The 15553-nt window shown below is 43.5% G+C and carries 15 protein-coding genes and 2 pseudogenes; 13 read left to right on the top strand and 4 right to left on the bottom strand.

Going from position 1 to position 15553, the window contains the following annotated elements:
- Positions 1-73: 73 nt before the first annotated feature.
- Positions 74-721 carry a metal ABC transporter ATP-binding protein gene (locus tag D0Z64_RS06415; RefSeq protein WP_080881778.1) on the top strand — a complete coding sequence of 216 codons (648 nt, stop codon included), beginning with the start codon at positions 74-76 and terminating at the stop codon, positions 719-721.
- Positions 721-1518, top strand: a complete 798-nt coding sequence (locus D0Z64_RS06410) for a metal ABC transporter permease (protein ID WP_080881777.1) — start codon at positions 721-723, stop codon at positions 1516-1518. Before D0Z64_RS06415 ends, D0Z64_RS06410 begins: the two co-directional genes overlap by 1 nt.
- Before the next feature lie 39 nt (positions 1519-1557).
- Here D0Z64_RS06410 and D0Z64_RS06405 read toward each other — a convergent pair whose 3' ends face one another.
- Together D0Z64_RS06405 and pepF are read right to left on the bottom strand one after the other, a co-directional pair.
- On the bottom strand, positions 1558-2124 hold the full coding sequence (locus tag D0Z64_RS06405; RefSeq protein WP_127345772.1) for a hypothetical protein: 567 nt from the start codon (positions 2122-2124) through the stop codon (positions 1558-1560).
- Positions 2125-2287: 163 nt separating this feature from the next.
- Positions 2288-4084, bottom strand: coding sequence for an oligoendopeptidase F (gene pepF, locus D0Z64_RS06400; RefSeq protein WP_127345771.1), 1797 nt, complete (start codon positions 4082-4084; stop codon positions 2288-2290).
- Between the two features lie 164 nt (positions 4085-4248).
- Here pepF and D0Z64_RS06395 point away from each other — a divergent pair.
- From D0Z64_RS06395 to D0Z64_RS06355, 10 genes and pseudogenes are all read left to right on the top strand, one after another.
- A pseudogene (locus tag D0Z64_RS06395) lies at positions 4249-5412 on the top strand (LCP family glycopolymer transferase); the annotation flags it as partial.
- 93 nt (positions 5413-5505) lie between these two features.
- The gene (locus D0Z64_RS06390; protein ID WP_080881772.1) at positions 5506-6195 is read left to right on the top strand and encodes a DUF554 domain-containing protein; all 690 of its coding nucleotides are present in this window, start codon (positions 5506-5508) and stop codon (positions 6193-6195) included.
- 162 nt (positions 6196-6357) lie between these two features.
- On the top strand, positions 6358-6528 hold the full coding sequence (locus D0Z64_RS08365; RefSeq protein WP_006352816.1) for a hypothetical protein: 171 nt from the start codon (positions 6358-6360) through the stop codon (positions 6526-6528).
- A 112-nt stretch (positions 6529-6640) separates the two neighbouring features.
- Positions 6641-7009, top strand: coding sequence for a hypothetical protein (locus tag D0Z64_RS06385; RefSeq protein ID WP_080881771.1), 369 nt, complete (start codon positions 6641-6643; stop codon positions 7007-7009).
- Entirely contained in the window at positions 7010-8548 is a 1539-nt protein-coding gene (locus D0Z64_RS06380) for an ABC-F family ATP-binding cassette domain-containing protein (RefSeq protein ID WP_127345769.1), read from the top strand.
- 9 nt (positions 8549-8557) lie between these two features.
- A complete protein-coding gene (locus D0Z64_RS06375; RefSeq protein WP_127345768.1) occupies positions 8558-9331 on the top strand; it encodes a threonine/serine exporter family protein in 774 nt (257 codons plus the stop codon).
- A 2-nt stretch (positions 9332-9333) separates the two neighbouring features.
- Entirely contained in the window at positions 9334-9804 is a 471-nt protein-coding gene (locus tag D0Z64_RS06370) for a threonine/serine exporter family protein (RefSeq protein ID WP_127345767.1), read from the top strand.
- 345 nt (positions 9805-10149) lie between these two features.
- A complete protein-coding gene (locus D0Z64_RS06365; RefSeq protein ID WP_127345766.1) occupies positions 10150-10674 on the top strand; it encodes a hypothetical protein in 525 nt (174 codons plus the stop codon).
- A gap of 227 nt (positions 10675-10901) precedes the next feature.
- Positions 10902-11312, top strand: coding sequence for an IS200/IS605 family transposase (tnpA, locus tag D0Z64_RS06360; protein WP_127345765.1), 411 nt, complete (start codon positions 10902-10904; stop codon positions 11310-11312).
- A 23-nt stretch (positions 11313-11335) separates the two neighbouring features.
- Positions 11336-12622: pseudogene (locus tag D0Z64_RS06355) on the top strand (RNA-guided endonuclease InsQ/TnpB family protein).
- 232 nt (positions 12623-12854) lie between these two features.
- On the opposite strand, the gene D0Z64_RS08405 reads toward D0Z64_RS06355, so the two are convergent.
- Positions 12855-13112, bottom strand: a complete 258-nt coding sequence (locus D0Z64_RS08405; RefSeq protein WP_206517293.1) for a hypothetical protein — start codon at positions 13110-13112, stop codon at positions 12855-12857.
- Between the two features lie 248 nt (positions 13113-13360).
- Between D0Z64_RS08405 and D0Z64_RS06345 the strand changes: the two genes are divergently transcribed.
- Positions 13361-13984 carry an LVIS_2131 family protein gene (locus tag D0Z64_RS06345; protein WP_127345764.1) on the top strand — a complete coding sequence of 208 codons (624 nt, stop codon included), beginning with the start codon at positions 13361-13363 and terminating at the stop codon, positions 13982-13984.
- Between the two features lie 21 nt (positions 13985-14005).
- On the opposite strand, the gene D0Z64_RS06340 is transcribed toward D0Z64_RS06345, so the two are convergent.
- On the bottom strand, positions 14006-15514 hold the full coding sequence (locus D0Z64_RS06340) for an O-antigen ligase family protein (RefSeq protein ID WP_127345763.1): 1509 nt from the start codon (positions 15512-15514) through the stop codon (positions 14006-14008).
- Positions 15515-15553 lie beyond the last annotated feature (39 nt).

Here is a 15553-nt window from a genome sequence, read left to right as displayed (position 1 = left end):
TTTTTAAATCTGGTACAATTGACTAAAGAATAATAAGTAAGTAACTGTCAAAAATGATTAGGGAGGTGTCAAATTGATCTTAACAGTTAAAAATTTGACGATGAAGTTTGACACAAAAACTGTTTTTGAAGATTTAAACTTTGACCTTAAAGAAGGATCAATGACCGCCTTATTGGGACCAAACGGAACCGGTAAGACGACGCTGATCAATATTTTAATGAAACTTTTGTCACCAACTAGCGGCAGTTTTCAGTTTAAAAATAACGTGAAGTTGGGCTATGTTCCGCAATTTAGAAATATCGATGCGGAGTATCCGTTATCGATTAAAGCTTTCGTTGGACTCAATGCTCCTTTGATTAAAAAAGGCAAAGTGAAGCAGCAGATCCAGCATGAACTGGAAGAAACTCATTTAACCAGTATTCAAAATACGCGCATGGGCGAGGCTTCCGGTGGACAAAAGCAGCGGGCATATTTGGCTCAGGCTTTGCTTGATCAGCCTAATATGATCATTTTGGATGAAGCAACAGCCAGCCTGGATCCGGTAGCTAAAGAAGAATTGATGAAATTAATTAAACATTTGAACCAAAAACATGGCATGACTGTACTGTTTGTAACTCATGATGTGCCACTGGCTCGCAAATATATGGATGAATATTTGTACTTGAATCATGGAACAATAAAGCAAGGAAAAATGAGTGAATTTGACGGGGATTACGAATAATGTTTCAATATCAATTTATGGGTTATGCCTTCTTAGCAAGTACTTTCATTGCAATTACCTGTGGGGTAGTTGGCGTCTACGTTGTGGCGCGCAGCTTTAGCTTTTTGGCTCACACATTGTCAGAAATCGGCTTTGCCGGAGCAGCCTTTGCTGTCTTCATTGGAATTGCACCGCTTTGGGGGATGTTGCTTTTTACGCTGCTGGGTTCAATTAGCGTTGGTGAATTGTCGATGCACAGTGATCAAAAAGAAGGCTCAATTAGTGCGATTTCGGCATTGTTTATCGGTTTAGGTGTCCTGTTTTTGGCGATTTCGGGATCAAACAGCCGTTATGCGACCAACATTTTGTTTGGCAGCATCATCGGTGTTGACGAGGAAGGCGTCATTCAATTAGTGATCTTGTCGATCATCGTCCTGCTTTTGATTTTTATCGTGCAGCGACAATTGAACTTTGACTCCTTTGACCACATTGGGGCTTTGGCTCATGGCATTAAAACCGGTTTGATCGGCGTTATCTTTTTAATCGCTTTAGCAATGGCTGTTTCAATCGGTTCGCAAATTGTTGGTTCGCTTTTGGTCTTCATTTTGCTGACGTTGCCATCTTCCACCGCCCGGTATTTAGGAAAAACGATTTCTTCAATGATTGCCTGGTCAATCAGCATCGCGCTGATTGGCGTGTGGGCTGGTTTGTATCTTGGCTTTATCACAGATTGGCCGGTAACCTTCTTCATCTCAGTAATTGAAGTGGTTATTTACTTAACGGCATACTTTGTCCACGTTATTCGCCATCGCTTATAAAAAATAGAGCTAGCAATTGCTAGCTCTTTTTCTTTGCTCTTAATTATTCAAAATTTCACGCTTAATGGCCTGCTTTTGTTCATGGGTCAATTGATGGTGACCAGAAATCCGATAGGCATAGGCCGCGATAAATGGCTTATAGCCAACGCCAATTGCCAAAGCCGGAAGAAGCTTGTGATGCAATTTTTGCGTTGTTAAACTGTATGAAGTTCCGTCGCCGCCACCAGCAGTCCATCCAGTAACGTTCAGCCATTGAACATTGTCGATGTTGTAAATTGAGGTTTTGCCCCAATTCATTGTCTGGTTAACAATGAAGCGGTATTTCTTAAAGTGCAATGCGTACTTTTCTGTTTTGCGTGGATCGGCTTGATAAAGTTTAACGCCATTGATGTGGTGTTTGCCGATTTTAATCTTATACAGCTTGTTAGGATCCTGTCCCAATGCTTTTGAGCCCTTGTAGTACCATTTGCCGCGCATCCTTAATGGCGGTGTGACCTCACCGATTCGGCCATAAGAAGCAGCCTTGACAGGCTGGCTGCCGAATACGGCAAGACTAAAAGCGGCAACTAAGATGCCGGGCAAAGACAAAAATTTTTTATTCATCATTCTATCCCTCCAATATTTGCCCTCTTGCTTTCATTAAAGCATGAATAGTGCCTAAAGGGAAGACAAAAAGAGTTCAGGGATCTCCTGAACTCTTGTATGATGTGAGAAATTTACTTTCCTTTAATGTTATATATTTACTTGCTGATTAAGTCAAACTAAATTTTTAAAATTGCCCAATTAAACTTTCGAATTCATCAAGGCGACGAGCAAAGGTCTTAAAGGCATCTTCCAAATAGTCTGGCTTAGTCATATCAACGCCGGCACCCTTCATAATATCGATTGGATATGCGCTGGAACCAGACTTGAGATAACCGATGTAGGCATCGCGGTTCTGCTGGGTTCCCTGCACTACTTTATTGGCAAGAGCAGTTGCTGCTGCAAAGCCGGTTGCATATTGGTAAACATAGAAGTTGTAATAGAAATGCGGAATGCGTGACCATTCTTTGGCAATATCGCCGCCAGGTTCAACGCTGTCGCCGTAGTAGCGCTGGTTTAACTGAGCATAAACATCGTCTAAAGTATCAGCAGTAAGTGGTTCGCCCTTAGCGTCAGCTTCATGAATAAATTGTTCAAATTCTGCGAATTGAGTCTGTCTGAATAATGTTCCCTTGAAGGAGTCAAGGTAGTAGTTGAGGATGAAAGCACGGGTCTTAGGATCAGTGATGTGGTCCAAGAAATATTCTGTTAAAATATTTTCATTAGTGGTTGAAGCAATTTCAGCGACAAAAATTGGGTAATCGCCATAAACGTAAGGCTGATTGTGGCGGGTATACCATGAGTGAACCGAGTGGCCTGTTTCATGAACCAAAGTATAGAGCGAATCAACGTTGTCTTCCCAGTTCAATAATTCATATGGATCAGTGTCGTAAGCTCCACCGGAGTAGGCCCCAGTAACCTTGTTTTTATTTTCTACAACGTCAATGACACGGTTGTTAAAAATATAATCAACGTGGCTTAAGTAATCGCTGCCCAATGGTGCCAAAGCCTTCTTGGCTTCTTCTTTTGCTTGTTCAAAATTATAGCTAAGCGCAGGCTTGCCTGTAAGAGGCACATACATGTCCCACATTTGCAGGTCATCAAGACCCAGAATCTTTTTACGCAAAGCAACATAGCGGTGCAAAAGGTCAAGATGGCTGTCGACTTCTTTGATCAAAGTATCATAAACAGAGGTTGGCACGTTGTTTTCAGCTAATGCAGCTTCACGAGCAGAGTGATACTTGTGGACGCGTGCGTTGTAGTTGTGCGCCTTGACCACGCCTGACAGGGTGGAAGCCAGGGAGTTTTCAAATTGACCATAGCTGGCGTATAAAACGTCAAAGGCATTTTTACGGACATTGCGGTCTTGTGATTGAATCAAAATTGAGTACAAGCCGTCGGATAATTGCACCATTTCGCCATTTTCGTCCTGGACGTAGCCATATTCCATGTCTGAATTGGTTAAAACGTTAAAAGTATTTTCGGAAGTACTCAGGGCATCGCCAGCATCTGCCACCAGTCGTTCTTGTTCAGCTGGCAAAGTATGCGGTCTTTTGCTGGTTACTTGATCAAGCCAATGATCGTAATCATGCAGCCGAGGCTCTTCTTGCTTGTATTTGGCTAAATCAGCTTCGGGGATGCTCAAAATTTCAGGATTGATAAATGAAGTAACGGCTTCGAACTGACTGGCTAAACTTTGAGCCTGAGCAGAATAGCTTAAGTAGTGGCTGTTGGCAGTATCAACATCGCTGGACATCGTAGCGTAGACATAAACGTTTTCCAGCCGGCGCTTAACTGCAAAAATTTGGGTTAAGGCCTGATACAAATTTTTGCCAGAGGTAAAAGTACCTTTATACTGGCTTAACTTCGCTGTTTCATCTTTAACAGCTTGATATTCTTTTTCCCAATCCGCGTCGCTTTTGAATACACGGGTCAAATCCCAGGTTAATTCTTCAGGGATTTCGCTTCTTGTTGGAATTGCCATTAATATTTCTCCTTTTTGTTTTTTTAACTTTATAATAAAGGATAACTACCCAAAAAACAAAAACTAAGTTATTATTAAAATTTAGCTGCATTCTTTTTTTGATCTAAAAAAAGTGATACAAATATCTATGAATATTTATGCGAAGGGAAACGAGAAATAGAAGCATGGATCCAAACTCTAATAGAAGAAGAGAAGATTATCGTGCAAAGCGATCTTCATTAAATTTATCACGCAATGAAGCTTTTGCTGCGCCTGATCAGCCAATGAAAAATGCGAGTTTATTGAAAAAGATTGTGGGCATGGTTTTTGTGCTGGCAATTAGTTTTGGCGTTGCTTATTTTGCACATATGTACTTTACTTTCCACAGCGCAGTTAATACCGCCAGCGGCGGCAATTCCGCAACCTCAACCAAGATTGCTAGCAAGAAGCCGATCTCGATTTTGATTCTTGGGGTCGATCAGGGGATTGAAGGGCGACATGATCAAGGAAATTCTGATACTTTGATTTTGGCAACGGCCAATCCAAGCAAGCAAACGGCCACGATGACTTCAATTCCACGTGATACCTTGGCTGACATTAAAGGTGATCCCGGCAACAAATATTTCATGTTTAGAATTAACTCTGCTTATGAAGTTGGCGGCAATAAAGCCGCTGTGAAGACCGTTTCCAGCCTGCTCAACGTGCCAATCAACTACTATATTGAAGTTAATATGAAGGGATTGAAGAGCTTGGTAGACGCTGTTGGCGGGGTTGACGTCAACGTGCCGTTTAGCTTCAGCTATGACTGGTGTGATTTCCATAAAGGCAAACAACACCTTAACGGCCGGCACGCGGTTGCTTATGTCAGAATGAGAAAAGAAGATCCACGAGGCGACTATGGCCGTCAGTTGCGTCAGCGTCAGGTTATCCAAGCTATTGCCAAAAAGGCAATGTCAGTGAACACGATTACCAACTACCGTAAATTGGTCACAATTTTCAACAAATACATCAGGACCAACTTAACCTTCAACGACATGTTGGCCTTGGCTTTGAACTACCGCGGCTGCATGAAGAATTTTAAGAGCAACTACATCCAAGGTCATGATGCTTGGATCAATGGCTCATCAATTCAGGTTGCTTCAACGGCTGAATTGCAAAGCAAGTCTAACTTGATCCGCAAGAACCTTAACTTGCCAACCGAAACTTTGAATAATGAAGAAACCAGACAGAATCGTTTGAATACGACGATTAACAAGGTGAAGTGGAAGGATCCAAATGCCTTTACCAACTATCAGATCTTTGACCAGAACTCTGATACGCCAGAAAGCGGCTCAAGCAATGGCTCGTCTTAAACTTCGAGCTCAACGCAGTCATCTTCGTCTTTAAGCTCAAGCGATAATTGGTTTAGCAAGATTTTTAAATAGAAAATAAAAAGTGGAAAAATGATCGGAACAATTGTTAATACCTGTGCTTTGCTAGTAGGAACCAGCATTGGCTGCCTGCTGAAAAAAGGAATCAAAGACAAATATACTGAAATGCTGTACTTGGCGATGGGCCTGTCAGCGCTAGGAATTGGTCTTGAAAACGTGATTAGCAATATGCCGAAGAGCAAGTATCCGGTTTTGTTCATTGTCAGTTTAGCTTTAGGCGTAATCATTGGAACTTGGCTGGATATTGACGGTCATTTCAACCAATTGGTCTGCAAATTTGGTCAGTCTGAAATCGGCAAGGGGTTGGCAACTGAAATTCTGCTTTGCTGCATTGGAGCTTTATCGATTGTCGGGCCGGTGATGGCCGCTGTTAAAGGCGATTACACCATGCTTTATACCAATGCTACATTAGATTTTGTTACTTCAATGGTCTTTGGTGCCAGCTTTGGCTGGATCATGCTGCTAGTTGCACCGGTTTTATTTTGCTGGCAGGGGATGATCTACGTCATTGCTAAATTTTTGTCCGCCAGCTTCTTCAGTGGTCCGCTCATTACCGAAATTTCAATTGTCGGCGGCTTCTTGATCGCATCCACTGGCTTGGCTTTGTTAAAGATCAAGGATTTGAAGGCGCTGAACTTTTTGCCATCCTTGATGATTCCGATCGTCTTTTTTATCATTCATGATTTAACCGGCATTTTTTAAAAAACAGTAATTACAAATAACATCAAAAAATATTTTAAAAATTTTTAGTCGCATTTCGCGGCTATTTTTTTGCAGCAAAGAGCAACACCCGTTATTTATTAGGGCCAAAATCAAAAAATTAAGATTAAATAAGATAACATTACTGAAAGTGCCTTCCATGACTTGGGCGTCGTTGTCGACTTAGGCAAGTCCGCTGTCGGCATTGCTATGGGCGTCAAGATCAACGGCTGGGTTGCCCGTGCGATGAAGCGAATGATTATTGACAAGTCAATTATGGAAACCGGCGGAATCAAAGAGACATTATCTGTTGGCCGCTTTGACTTCTTCGGTTAAAATATAAAAACGATAAAAATAAGTGGTGAATGCGAATTTCATCACTTATTTTTTGTCATTTTTGTTTTATGATATAAGGTAAGTATTTTTCGACAGAAAGGAAAAAATCATTATGAACAAAGGCAAAATTTTTCCTGTTGCTTACGGCGTCATTTCAGCAATCATTTCTTTCATTGCTGTCTTCTTTATTTGCATGCGCAGCTTCCGTTTGAACCTGCAGCTGTCAATTGCTCTAGCGGGCGTCTTTGCGCTCTTTTTCTACGTCATTTCTTACTTTAGAGGTCATGCCAGCATGGAAATCAAGCGGATTGTTTACAAATATCAATTGACTGACCAGGAACTTGCGCAAATCACGGGGTTGAAGGCAAGCGATTTTCCTATTTATCACGACCAGCTGCAATTGATTTTGCCAAAGCGTTATTGGCCTCGGATTTTAGATGCATTGCAGAAGTACGAACAAGAACACGAGGATCTGAACTAATTGAGTTTATTAACAGTCGAAGATTTAAGTCAAAGCTTTATTGATAAAACCTTGTATGAAGATGCCAGCTTTGTTTTAAACAAAGAAGACCACATGGGCGTTACCGGGCAAAATGGGGTCGGCAAGTCAACGCTGATCAAGATCTTGACCGGTGAAATCATTCCCGATTCAGGTCAGGTCAAGTGGCAGAACAAGATTGACGTCGGCTATTTGGATCAGTATGCCAAATTAGCGCCAGGCGTGACGATCAAGGGCTTTTTAAAGACGGCTTACGATCATCTGTTTAAAAAAGAAAAAGAATTAAATGACTTGTATGCCAAATATGCGGAAAACGGCGACGATACTTTGCTGGAGAAAGCCGGCAGAGTGCAGACATGTTTGGAAGAGAACAATTTTTACGATATCGATACCGAAATTGAGCGCGTTGCCTCCGGTTTGGGTCTGGCAGAACTGGGCTATGATCATGATGTGTCAAAATTATCTGGTGGTCAGCGGTCAAAAATTATTTTAGCCAAACTGTTGCTGCAAAACCCGGACGTCCTGGTTTTGGACGAACCGACCAACTACCTGGATGTGTCGCACATCGACTGGCTGGTTGATTATCTGAACAACTTCAAAGGGGCCTTTATCGTTGTCAGCCACGACTATGACTTTTTGGGTCGAATTACCAACTGCGTGATCGACATCGATTTTGGCACCATCACGCGCTACACTGGGACTTTAAAGCAGGCAATGCGGCAAAAAGAAGCTAACCGCGAGACTTATTTGAAGGCTTATGCCAACCAGCAGCGCAAGATTGCCAAGACTCAGGCATATATTCGCAAAAATAAGGCAGGTACGCGTGCCAAGAGTGCTAAGTCACGGGAAAAGCAATTGGCGAAGATGGATGTTTTGACGCCACCTAAGGGCAACCGCAAGGCCAAATTCGACTTTCCTTACGTAGCGACAGCGTCGAACTTGCTGCTGCAAACGCAGGACTTGGTCATCGGCTATGATCATGCCTTGGTGAAGAGTGCGTTCAACTTTTCAGTTGGCAGGGATGAAAAAGTGGCCATCACCGGTTTCAACGGAATCGGTAAGACTACTTTGCTGAAGACTTTGCTGGGACAAATTAAGCCCATCTATGGTTCATACGAATTGTCAGTCACTGCCAAACTCGCTTACTTTAAGCAGGATCTGGCTTGGCCCAACAACAATATGACGCCGCTGCAGTATTTGCAGGAAGAATTTGAACGCAAAAAGCCGCGTGAATTGCGGCAGGCATTAGCGCGGATGGGCTTAACCGCGCAGCAGGCGATGAGCCCGCTTAAAGAATTATCCGGTGGCGAGCAAGAAAAGGTAAAGCTGGCTAAGATGCAGTTTGAACCAGCCAACCTGCTTTTCCTCGATGAACCAACCAACCACTTGGATAATGAAACAAAAGATTCGCTTCGAAAAGCGATCATCAATTTCCCAGGTGGAGTAATCGTGGTCTCCCACGAACGAGATTTCTTCCGGGGTGATTGGATCGACAAGGTTGTCGACCTAGAAAAAATGTAGGAAAATACGATGTCTGATGAGCAAAATTCCAAATTTTATCAAGAAATATTAGACGTTTGTTTGACGGCTGGCTGCTTGATGATTGAAGGCGGAAGCGAAATGTACCGCGTTGAAGACACGATGATGCGGATTGCCCGCAATGCCGGAGTGGCCGACCCGCGGGTTTTTGCCACGCCCACTTGTGTCTTTATGAGCCTGGCTGGCGGCGATATGTCGCAGATGAAGCAGATTCGCGATCGGAATATCAACCTTGAATTAGTGGACCGCGTGAATGAGCTGTCGCGAGAATTTGCCGTGAAAAAAATTACGCTGTCTGAACTGCGGCGGAAGATTTTGGCAACTGCCAGTTCAACGCCAACTTTTCCATTGTGGCTACAAGTTGTTGGTGCCGCTGCCTTGAGTGCGACCTTAATGGTCTTATTCATGGATGACTATGACTGGGTTGATTTCCCGGCTGCTGCCGTTGTTGGCGCGATCGGCTATTTGGCTTACGTCTATTTCAAGCGCTTCACGAAGGTGCGCTTTCTGTCTGAACTGATCGCGGCGATGGTCATGGGCGTGATTACGGTGGGAATTACTCATCTTTTTCCAAAAATGATTACGGACAGCATTCTGGTTGGTGCCTTGATGACATTGGTGCCGGGACTTGCTCTGACCAACGCCTTGCGGGACCTCTTCATGGGCGACCTGCTTTCCGGCATCGTGCGCCTGTTTGAAGCGGCCTTAACCGCGGTCGCATTAGGCGGGGGCGTGGCAATTGTGATTAAGTTTTTAGGAGCATAAAGATGCCTTTTTGGTTAGAAATTATTATTAATATCGCTTTTTCATATATTGCTTCGGTCGGCTTCGCCTTGACGATCAACGTGCCGCACCGAGCGCTTAACTTGTCCGGCATTAGCGGCGTTGTGGGCTGGATGGTCTATTGGTTCTCTAATCGGGTCGGGATGGGCCGCATGCTGTCCAACTTGGCCGGGGCCTTTATCATTGGCATTTTGGGTCTGTTTTTTGCCCGGGTTAAAAAGTGCCCCGTCACCGTCTTCAACATTCCCGCATTGGTGCCTCTTGTGCCCGGTGTGCCGGCTTACCAAGCTGTCCGTTCACTTGTCGATGGTCAGACTTTCAAAGCGGAGACGGCCATTTTGCGCGTCGCTATCGTTACCTGTGCCATCGCGCTAGGGATTTTGCTGTCGACGATGATTACCGAAATGTTTTATCGAACAAAAAGATTTTACAAACAAAAGCAGAATAAGCTATAATACTTGTGACGAGTCGATAAAACAACGCGAGATGCGTATATTTTGAGATAGAGGACATCTGATTTGAATATCGAGGCACGGGAAGTGCTGATGTTGGGCAACTTCTGATGTGAACGGAACGTCCCACACATAGCGTTTTAGCTATGGGCCTTGAGTGAAAAAAGCGAACCCGAAAGGGTTCGCTTTTTTGTGTTATGCCACATATTTAAACATGGACGCTCAAGATAAACCAGAAAATTAATTCATTATTTTAAGATCATATAATAGCAATTGTATTTGCGCCAATTTTTATGTATTGTAATAAACAGAGAGAACGATAAATTTTAAAGCGAAGGAAAATTTGTTTTGAAAATCAATTTAAAAGACTTAACTGAAAAAATCGAAAATCAAGACTATATTCAAGATTTTGAAACCGTAAAATACGCCCAAGTAAGCAAATCCAAGAAAAAGCTGACAGAATATGCCACTAAGATGGTGAAAGAAGTTGCTGCCGCATTAAAGCATAATTCTTTGGTGCAAACGCAGCTGGCCATCGATGGTCAGCGGCCAGTTACTTTTGCTTTGGAAACTAACATCATCAACTTGCCTTACAGCAATTACAAGAAGATTTCCAGCTTCTTTGAAGAAGATCAAGAATATCCGCTCTATGTTTACTTCGAAACCCGTTCGGAATACATCAACGTTTCCGGCTTCAGAATCGACCAATTGGCTACAGAAGAGGAGATTAACGGGGATGCGGATGCCGTGATTGCAAAATTGGTTGATGCCATGACAGAAAAACTAAAGCAAGTACGCGAATACGAAAAGCCGGCTCCAGTTAAAAAGAGCACGGCTAAGACCACGACTAAGAAGAAAAAGAGCAGCAAATAGACGATACAAAAAGGGCTGATCATTTGGTCAGCCCTTTTTGTTTGGCAAAATTAACTAATCTTGCTTTTTATGCAAAATGAACAAAAAGCAAGGAGAAAGAACGAACAATACCTCCCCATCTATTGATGAGGGGATGCGTTCGGTCTTGCTCCTTCTTTTTTATTTCTTCAATTTAATGGTATAAATGTCGATACAGACAAATATATCAACAGTTGGGACGATAATCAATGGTTAAAGAATATCATACTTCTTCCAGCGTTTCTATCTTGATCTATCACTTGGTTTGGGTAACCAAATACCGCAATAAAGCCTTAGATCACGAAACCAGACGAATGCTGGATCGGAAGATCAGAGAAATACTTGAAGAAAACTCCTGCAAGGCGGAAGCCTTAACGGTCATGCCAAATCACGTTCATTTGGAAGTGGCCATGCCACCGTGGATGTCGGTTACAGTTTTAATCAAAAAGCTGAAAGGAACGACCGCTCGCTGGCTGTTCAAGCAAAATCCGGAGCTAAGAGAGCAGTTCTATCATCATCACCTATGGTCGCCATCCTATTTTGCACGCACCGTAGGCAACTGTTCGGAAGAAACAATCAAGCACTACGTAGAAACGCAATGGGAGCGTCCGTATAAGTAGCTAAGGCAAAGGAAGTGAAAGCAATGCGCCAGCAAAGCCAGCAGAAGGAAAATGAAGTCAAATTTGGCATTAACAGTGTCCGTGTTTATCCTACGGATGAGCAGAAGGTCTATTTTATCAATCTTTTTGGTGCTAACCGCTGGTTCTGGAATCAGATTAAAGACATGACGGATAAGCGCTATAAAAATAATCCCCAGCTTTCTTTTCCTTCCGTTTCTTCATTAAAGCGCCTCTTGCCCCGTCTAAAGCAGGAACAGGAATGGCTCAAAGAAATCGACTCGACTTCTTTGCAGGCTACGGCAGAATACTACTGCAATGCGCAGGAAGCCTTCTTTAAGCAGAAGCCTAAAGGCAGGAAACCGCCTAAATTCAAATCACGTCACTATTACATGCAAAGCGCTACGATTAAAAACGTGCATTACCGCTATAAGCTTAAGAAGGATAATACGTTGCACGAAGGCGATCAGATTCATGTAGTTGATCCGCACACTTTGCAGGTTGGCAAGAAGCTTTCGCTGCATACCAGCTCTTTGAAATGCTTAAAGGGCTGTACGATTAAGCGGATGATGATTAAGTATCGCCAAGACTTAGACCGTTTCTATTTAAGCTTTACCGTGGTTAAGCAGAAAAAAGACCTGCCTAAGTATGCGGAAAAGATAAAGAAAACCGGCAAGGCGGTCGGCATTGATGTGGGCTTAGGCAAGGAATGGCTGGTCACCAGCGATAAGCACTGTTGGAGCGTGCCCGATACTTTTGCTCTTGAGAGACAAAAGAACAAGGTACAGAGCCACTTTGACCGCAACCGCAGTGCGATTGAAAAACGAGTAGCACGTTTCAACCATGAGCATAAAGAAACCAAGATTGAAAAGTATGATTTTCAGAATTGGCAGAAGCTCCGCAAGACTAAGAGCAAGTATCAGCTAAAAATAGCCAATAAACGCTATGATTACCTGCAAAAAGTTACTACTTGGCTGGTTAAGCATTACGATGTCATTGCCATTGAGGATTTGAAAACCAAGAACCTCATGCGCAATCACAAGCTTGCTCACAACATAGCCAATGCAGGCTGGAGAATGTTCAGACAGATGCTTGAATACAAGTGTGAGTGGTACGGTAAAAAGCTGATTGTCGTAGCACCGCAGTATACCAGCCGTATCTGCTGTGAATGAGGTAAAAAGAATCCAGCGTTCAATCATATTAAAACAAGGGACTGGCTGGCAGTGCGCCAGTGGGAGTGTCCGTTTTGTCACGCACAGCATGACAGAGACGTTAACGCTTCAAGAAACATTCTCAAACGTGCCCTAGCATAAAAATAAAATACAGGTATGGACCGTACCTTGCTAAAATAGGCAGACCGCTACTTTCGTGCAGGCATTGAAAAACTGTTGTCGTGCAACCAAGTTGCCCACGTTTTTAGAAACGGAGAAAGCAAGTCATAGCTGTTCGCAGAATCTCTTGTGTAAAGAGACCACCCATCTATTGATGGGTGGAAGGTCATTGTATTTAGTTAAAGCGTTGCGGTCGGCGTAGTAGAAGAAGTCTTCAAAGTCGGCACTCTTGATCAAGCCTTGCTGCATGATGCTGCTGATGCTGTCCTCGTCTTCTGGATATGGCGTAGGGAAGCCCAGGATACATTGCGTTGAAAGAAGTAGCCCGGATTGCCAGCTTGGTTAATTCGGTCGTTCTGACCAGCTTGCCTTCGCCGAACAAATGCAGCGGAGCATAGAAGCCAGAGTGGTAAATCGCCATTTCCATGAAGGAAAGCGAAATCTTTAAATCTTGGTAAGAAGGAGTAATCAAAATATACTTCTCTTTCATTTCATGTTGCGGAAAACGTCGCTGATTTCATGTGCGACCAAGCCTGTCTTGACGACAAATTTTTTCATTTGGTCGGTTATTGAATAAAATGCTATTGCTACCATGGTTTTCCTTAATTATTCCTATATTTCATCACTATTTTGGTATAATCGTTAAGTACTTTCAAATATGTAACCCTATTCAAAAAAATTTTTTTACAATATAATAGTCTTAACTAGGAGGAACTATTAATGATTAGCTGGAACTTACTTGGAATCCTTATTTGGGTCATCATCATTTTATATTTGGTTTTCATTATTCAAAACATCAGGCAGCGCCGCATCAAGATGATTATTAAAGAGCATAAGCGCTTCAGCTGGCCGAACATCTTGCTGGACGCAGTTGAAATCATCATTTTCCTGGCCGCCGGTACCTGGATACTCAGTGAGTGCTTTTTTGATAATCCGAATTTGGAAGACAAGAGCCGGATCACCAGCACGGTGAAGTATGAACCGCTGATTATGAGTACGGGCGGAACCGGAAATTCCAGCTATGTTACGATTAATTCGGCTAAGAAAAAAGTTGGTTCGCAAACTTATACTTTTTACCGGTCAGGCACGAAGACGACGGTCTCAAGCGACTACGCCTCCGTCTCTTACGGCAAGCAGCCAGTCAGAGTTAGCTCGGAGCGAATTCCATATGTGAAGAAGGAATTGTCTGAGATGGACAAAAAGTATCAGCGTGCTTACGTTGCCATCTACACGGCCCGTTACAAGAAAAACTGGCAGAACGGAATTGGCCTCCATGCCGGCAGGATTGCTACGCAATATTATTTGGTCAGAATTCCGGATGCGAGTTTTATCAAGCAAAAATAAATTAGCACAAAAAAGCAAGGATTATTCCTCGCCTTTTTTGATTTGAACCAATAAATTTCCTTCAACAAAGCCTAGAATCAGGCTCGCTGTTAAGAAGTCCATCACGTTGCCGGATGAATATGCAGCCGCCAGCATGAAGACAATGGCAGCTAATAATGAAGAAATCAGGTAGCTGCGCACGCGCTTATCCGTCAGCCATTTGAAGGCGCCATAGAGCAGGATAACGACGTATGGTCCCACAAACAGCAGCATGCCGGCCCAACCTAGTGAATAAACTTGGGAGATGAAGTCCCGCTCTAGGTTGAAGATGTTGTTTTGCCGCATGTAGGAGATGCCGAAGACTTTGTCTAGCCGGTTGTTGTTGGTTTTAACAACCTGGTTGAGCATCATCTGTTCCAGGTGTCGGTTCTGCATCCGCAATTCGCCGTTTTCGCGCATAATGCCGAGCCAGAATTCCGGATCATATTGATAAGGATAGCTCTTGAAGACGAACTTTTTGTTTAGGGCATAGGCTTTGTAATTCTTTTTGATGAAACTACGCAGGAAGGCCTCGCGTTTGGCACCGGTTGGGTATTTTGCCAAGCCCGCCTTTAATTCGGCCTTTTCTTGAGTTAAATCATGGTCGGACTGCTGCGCTAATTGGATTTCATAATTGTAGCGCTGGATCGCTGGGCCAAAAGGCAGAATGACCAGGGAGACGATTTCGATCAGAATCGCGGTGATCAAAGCCTTGCCGCTGGACTTGATATTTTTAAAAGCATAGCGGTGAAGCAGATAAAGCAGAATTCCAATGCCGATTCCGCATAAAAGCCCGATGGCTGCGACCTTGGCCCCGAGTTCGATCATGGCCAAGGCTTGGACACTGGTCAAGCCCGCCGTTTTCCAATTGAAATTGCTGAAAAGGTAGTAGAGCATCAGCGGCAGAAGCATGAACAAGACTGCAGCAACCATGTTGGTGAAGTTGAAGAAACCCTTTGAGGCCATGTGGGAGTAGCCGATGTTGGGGTTGACGAACCATTCAAAAATGTTGGCGGAGATGAAGCCCGTCTCATATGACCGCAGCGAGATTACGAACAGGTTGCTGATCACGATCGTGCCGGAAAAAAGCCCGGACAGCCATTCAATGACCAGGCACAGGTCGTGCTTGTCGAATTCAACCTGCCGCGTGAAGTAAATGATCATTAGGGGCAAGATCATTCTGATTAAATAGAAGATTTCGCCGAACATGGAGTAGCCGTAGTCATTTGGGTTGACGCTGGTAAAAGTGCGCACGTGCCACAGATGCAGCACGGAATAGATAATCAGCAGCACCAGGTAGGCGATCAGCCATTTATCGCGGCCCAATTTTTGCCAGTTTTGCTTTTGACTGAAAAACATGCAGAAGATGGCGAAAACGGCCAGGATTCTGATGATCGTCGGCAAGGTGAAGGGCAGAAGGTCGGCCAGCTTGCCGTGGTAGAACCAGTACAGATCCAAAAACGGCTGGATCAGGATGAAGTAGAAGATAATTTTTTTCGTTTTTTCTTTCATTAATGAACTCCTCGTAAAAATACTAGGCTCATTTTAGGC

The organism is Lactobacillus amylolyticus (assembly GCF_003999355.1).
GTDB classification, from domain to species: Bacteria; Bacillota; Bacilli; order Lactobacillales; family Lactobacillaceae; genus Lactobacillus; species Lactobacillus amylolyticus.
Note: the sequence above shows the minus strand (reverse complement) of the source record. Positions and strands in the feature narration are given on the sequence as shown.

What these genes read in the sequence shown, in the direction of transcription:
- D0Z64_RS06410 (WP_080881777.1), top strand. Translation starts at nt 721, where the DNA reads ATGTTTCAATATCAATTTATGGGTTATGCCTTCTTAGCAAGTACTTTC.
- D0Z64_RS06405 (WP_127345772.1), bottom strand. Translation starts at nt 2,124, where the DNA reads ATGATGAATAAAAAATTTTTGTCTTTGCCCGGCATCTTAGTTGCCGCT.
- pepF (WP_127345771.1), bottom strand. Translation starts at nt 4,084, where the DNA reads ATGGCAATTCCAACAAGAAGCGAAATCCCTGAAGAATTAACCTGGGAT.
- D0Z64_RS06390 (WP_080881772.1), top strand. Translation starts at nt 5,506, where the DNA reads ATGATCGGAACAATTGTTAATACCTGTGCTTTGCTAGTAGGAACCAGC.
- D0Z64_RS06385 (WP_080881771.1), top strand. Translation starts at nt 6,641, where the DNA reads ATGAACAAAGGCAAAATTTTTCCTGTTGCTTACGGCGTCATTTCAGCA.
- D0Z64_RS06375 (WP_127345768.1), top strand. Translation starts at nt 8,558, where the DNA reads ATGTCTGATGAGCAAAATTCCAAATTTTATCAAGAAATATTAGACGTT.
- D0Z64_RS06370 (WP_127345767.1), top strand. Translation starts at nt 9,334, where the DNA reads ATGCCTTTTTGGTTAGAAATTATTATTAATATCGCTTTTTCATATATT.
- tnpA (WP_127345765.1), top strand. Translation starts at nt 10,902, where the DNA reads ATGGTTAAAGAATATCATACTTCTTCCAGCGTTTCTATCTTGATCTAT.
- D0Z64_RS06345 (WP_127345764.1), top strand. Translation starts at nt 13,361, where the DNA reads ATGATTAGCTGGAACTTACTTGGAATCCTTATTTGGGTCATCATCATT.
- D0Z64_RS06340 (WP_127345763.1), bottom strand. Translation starts at nt 15,514, where the DNA reads ATGAAAGAAAAAACGAAAAAAATTATCTTCTACTTCATCCTGATCCAG.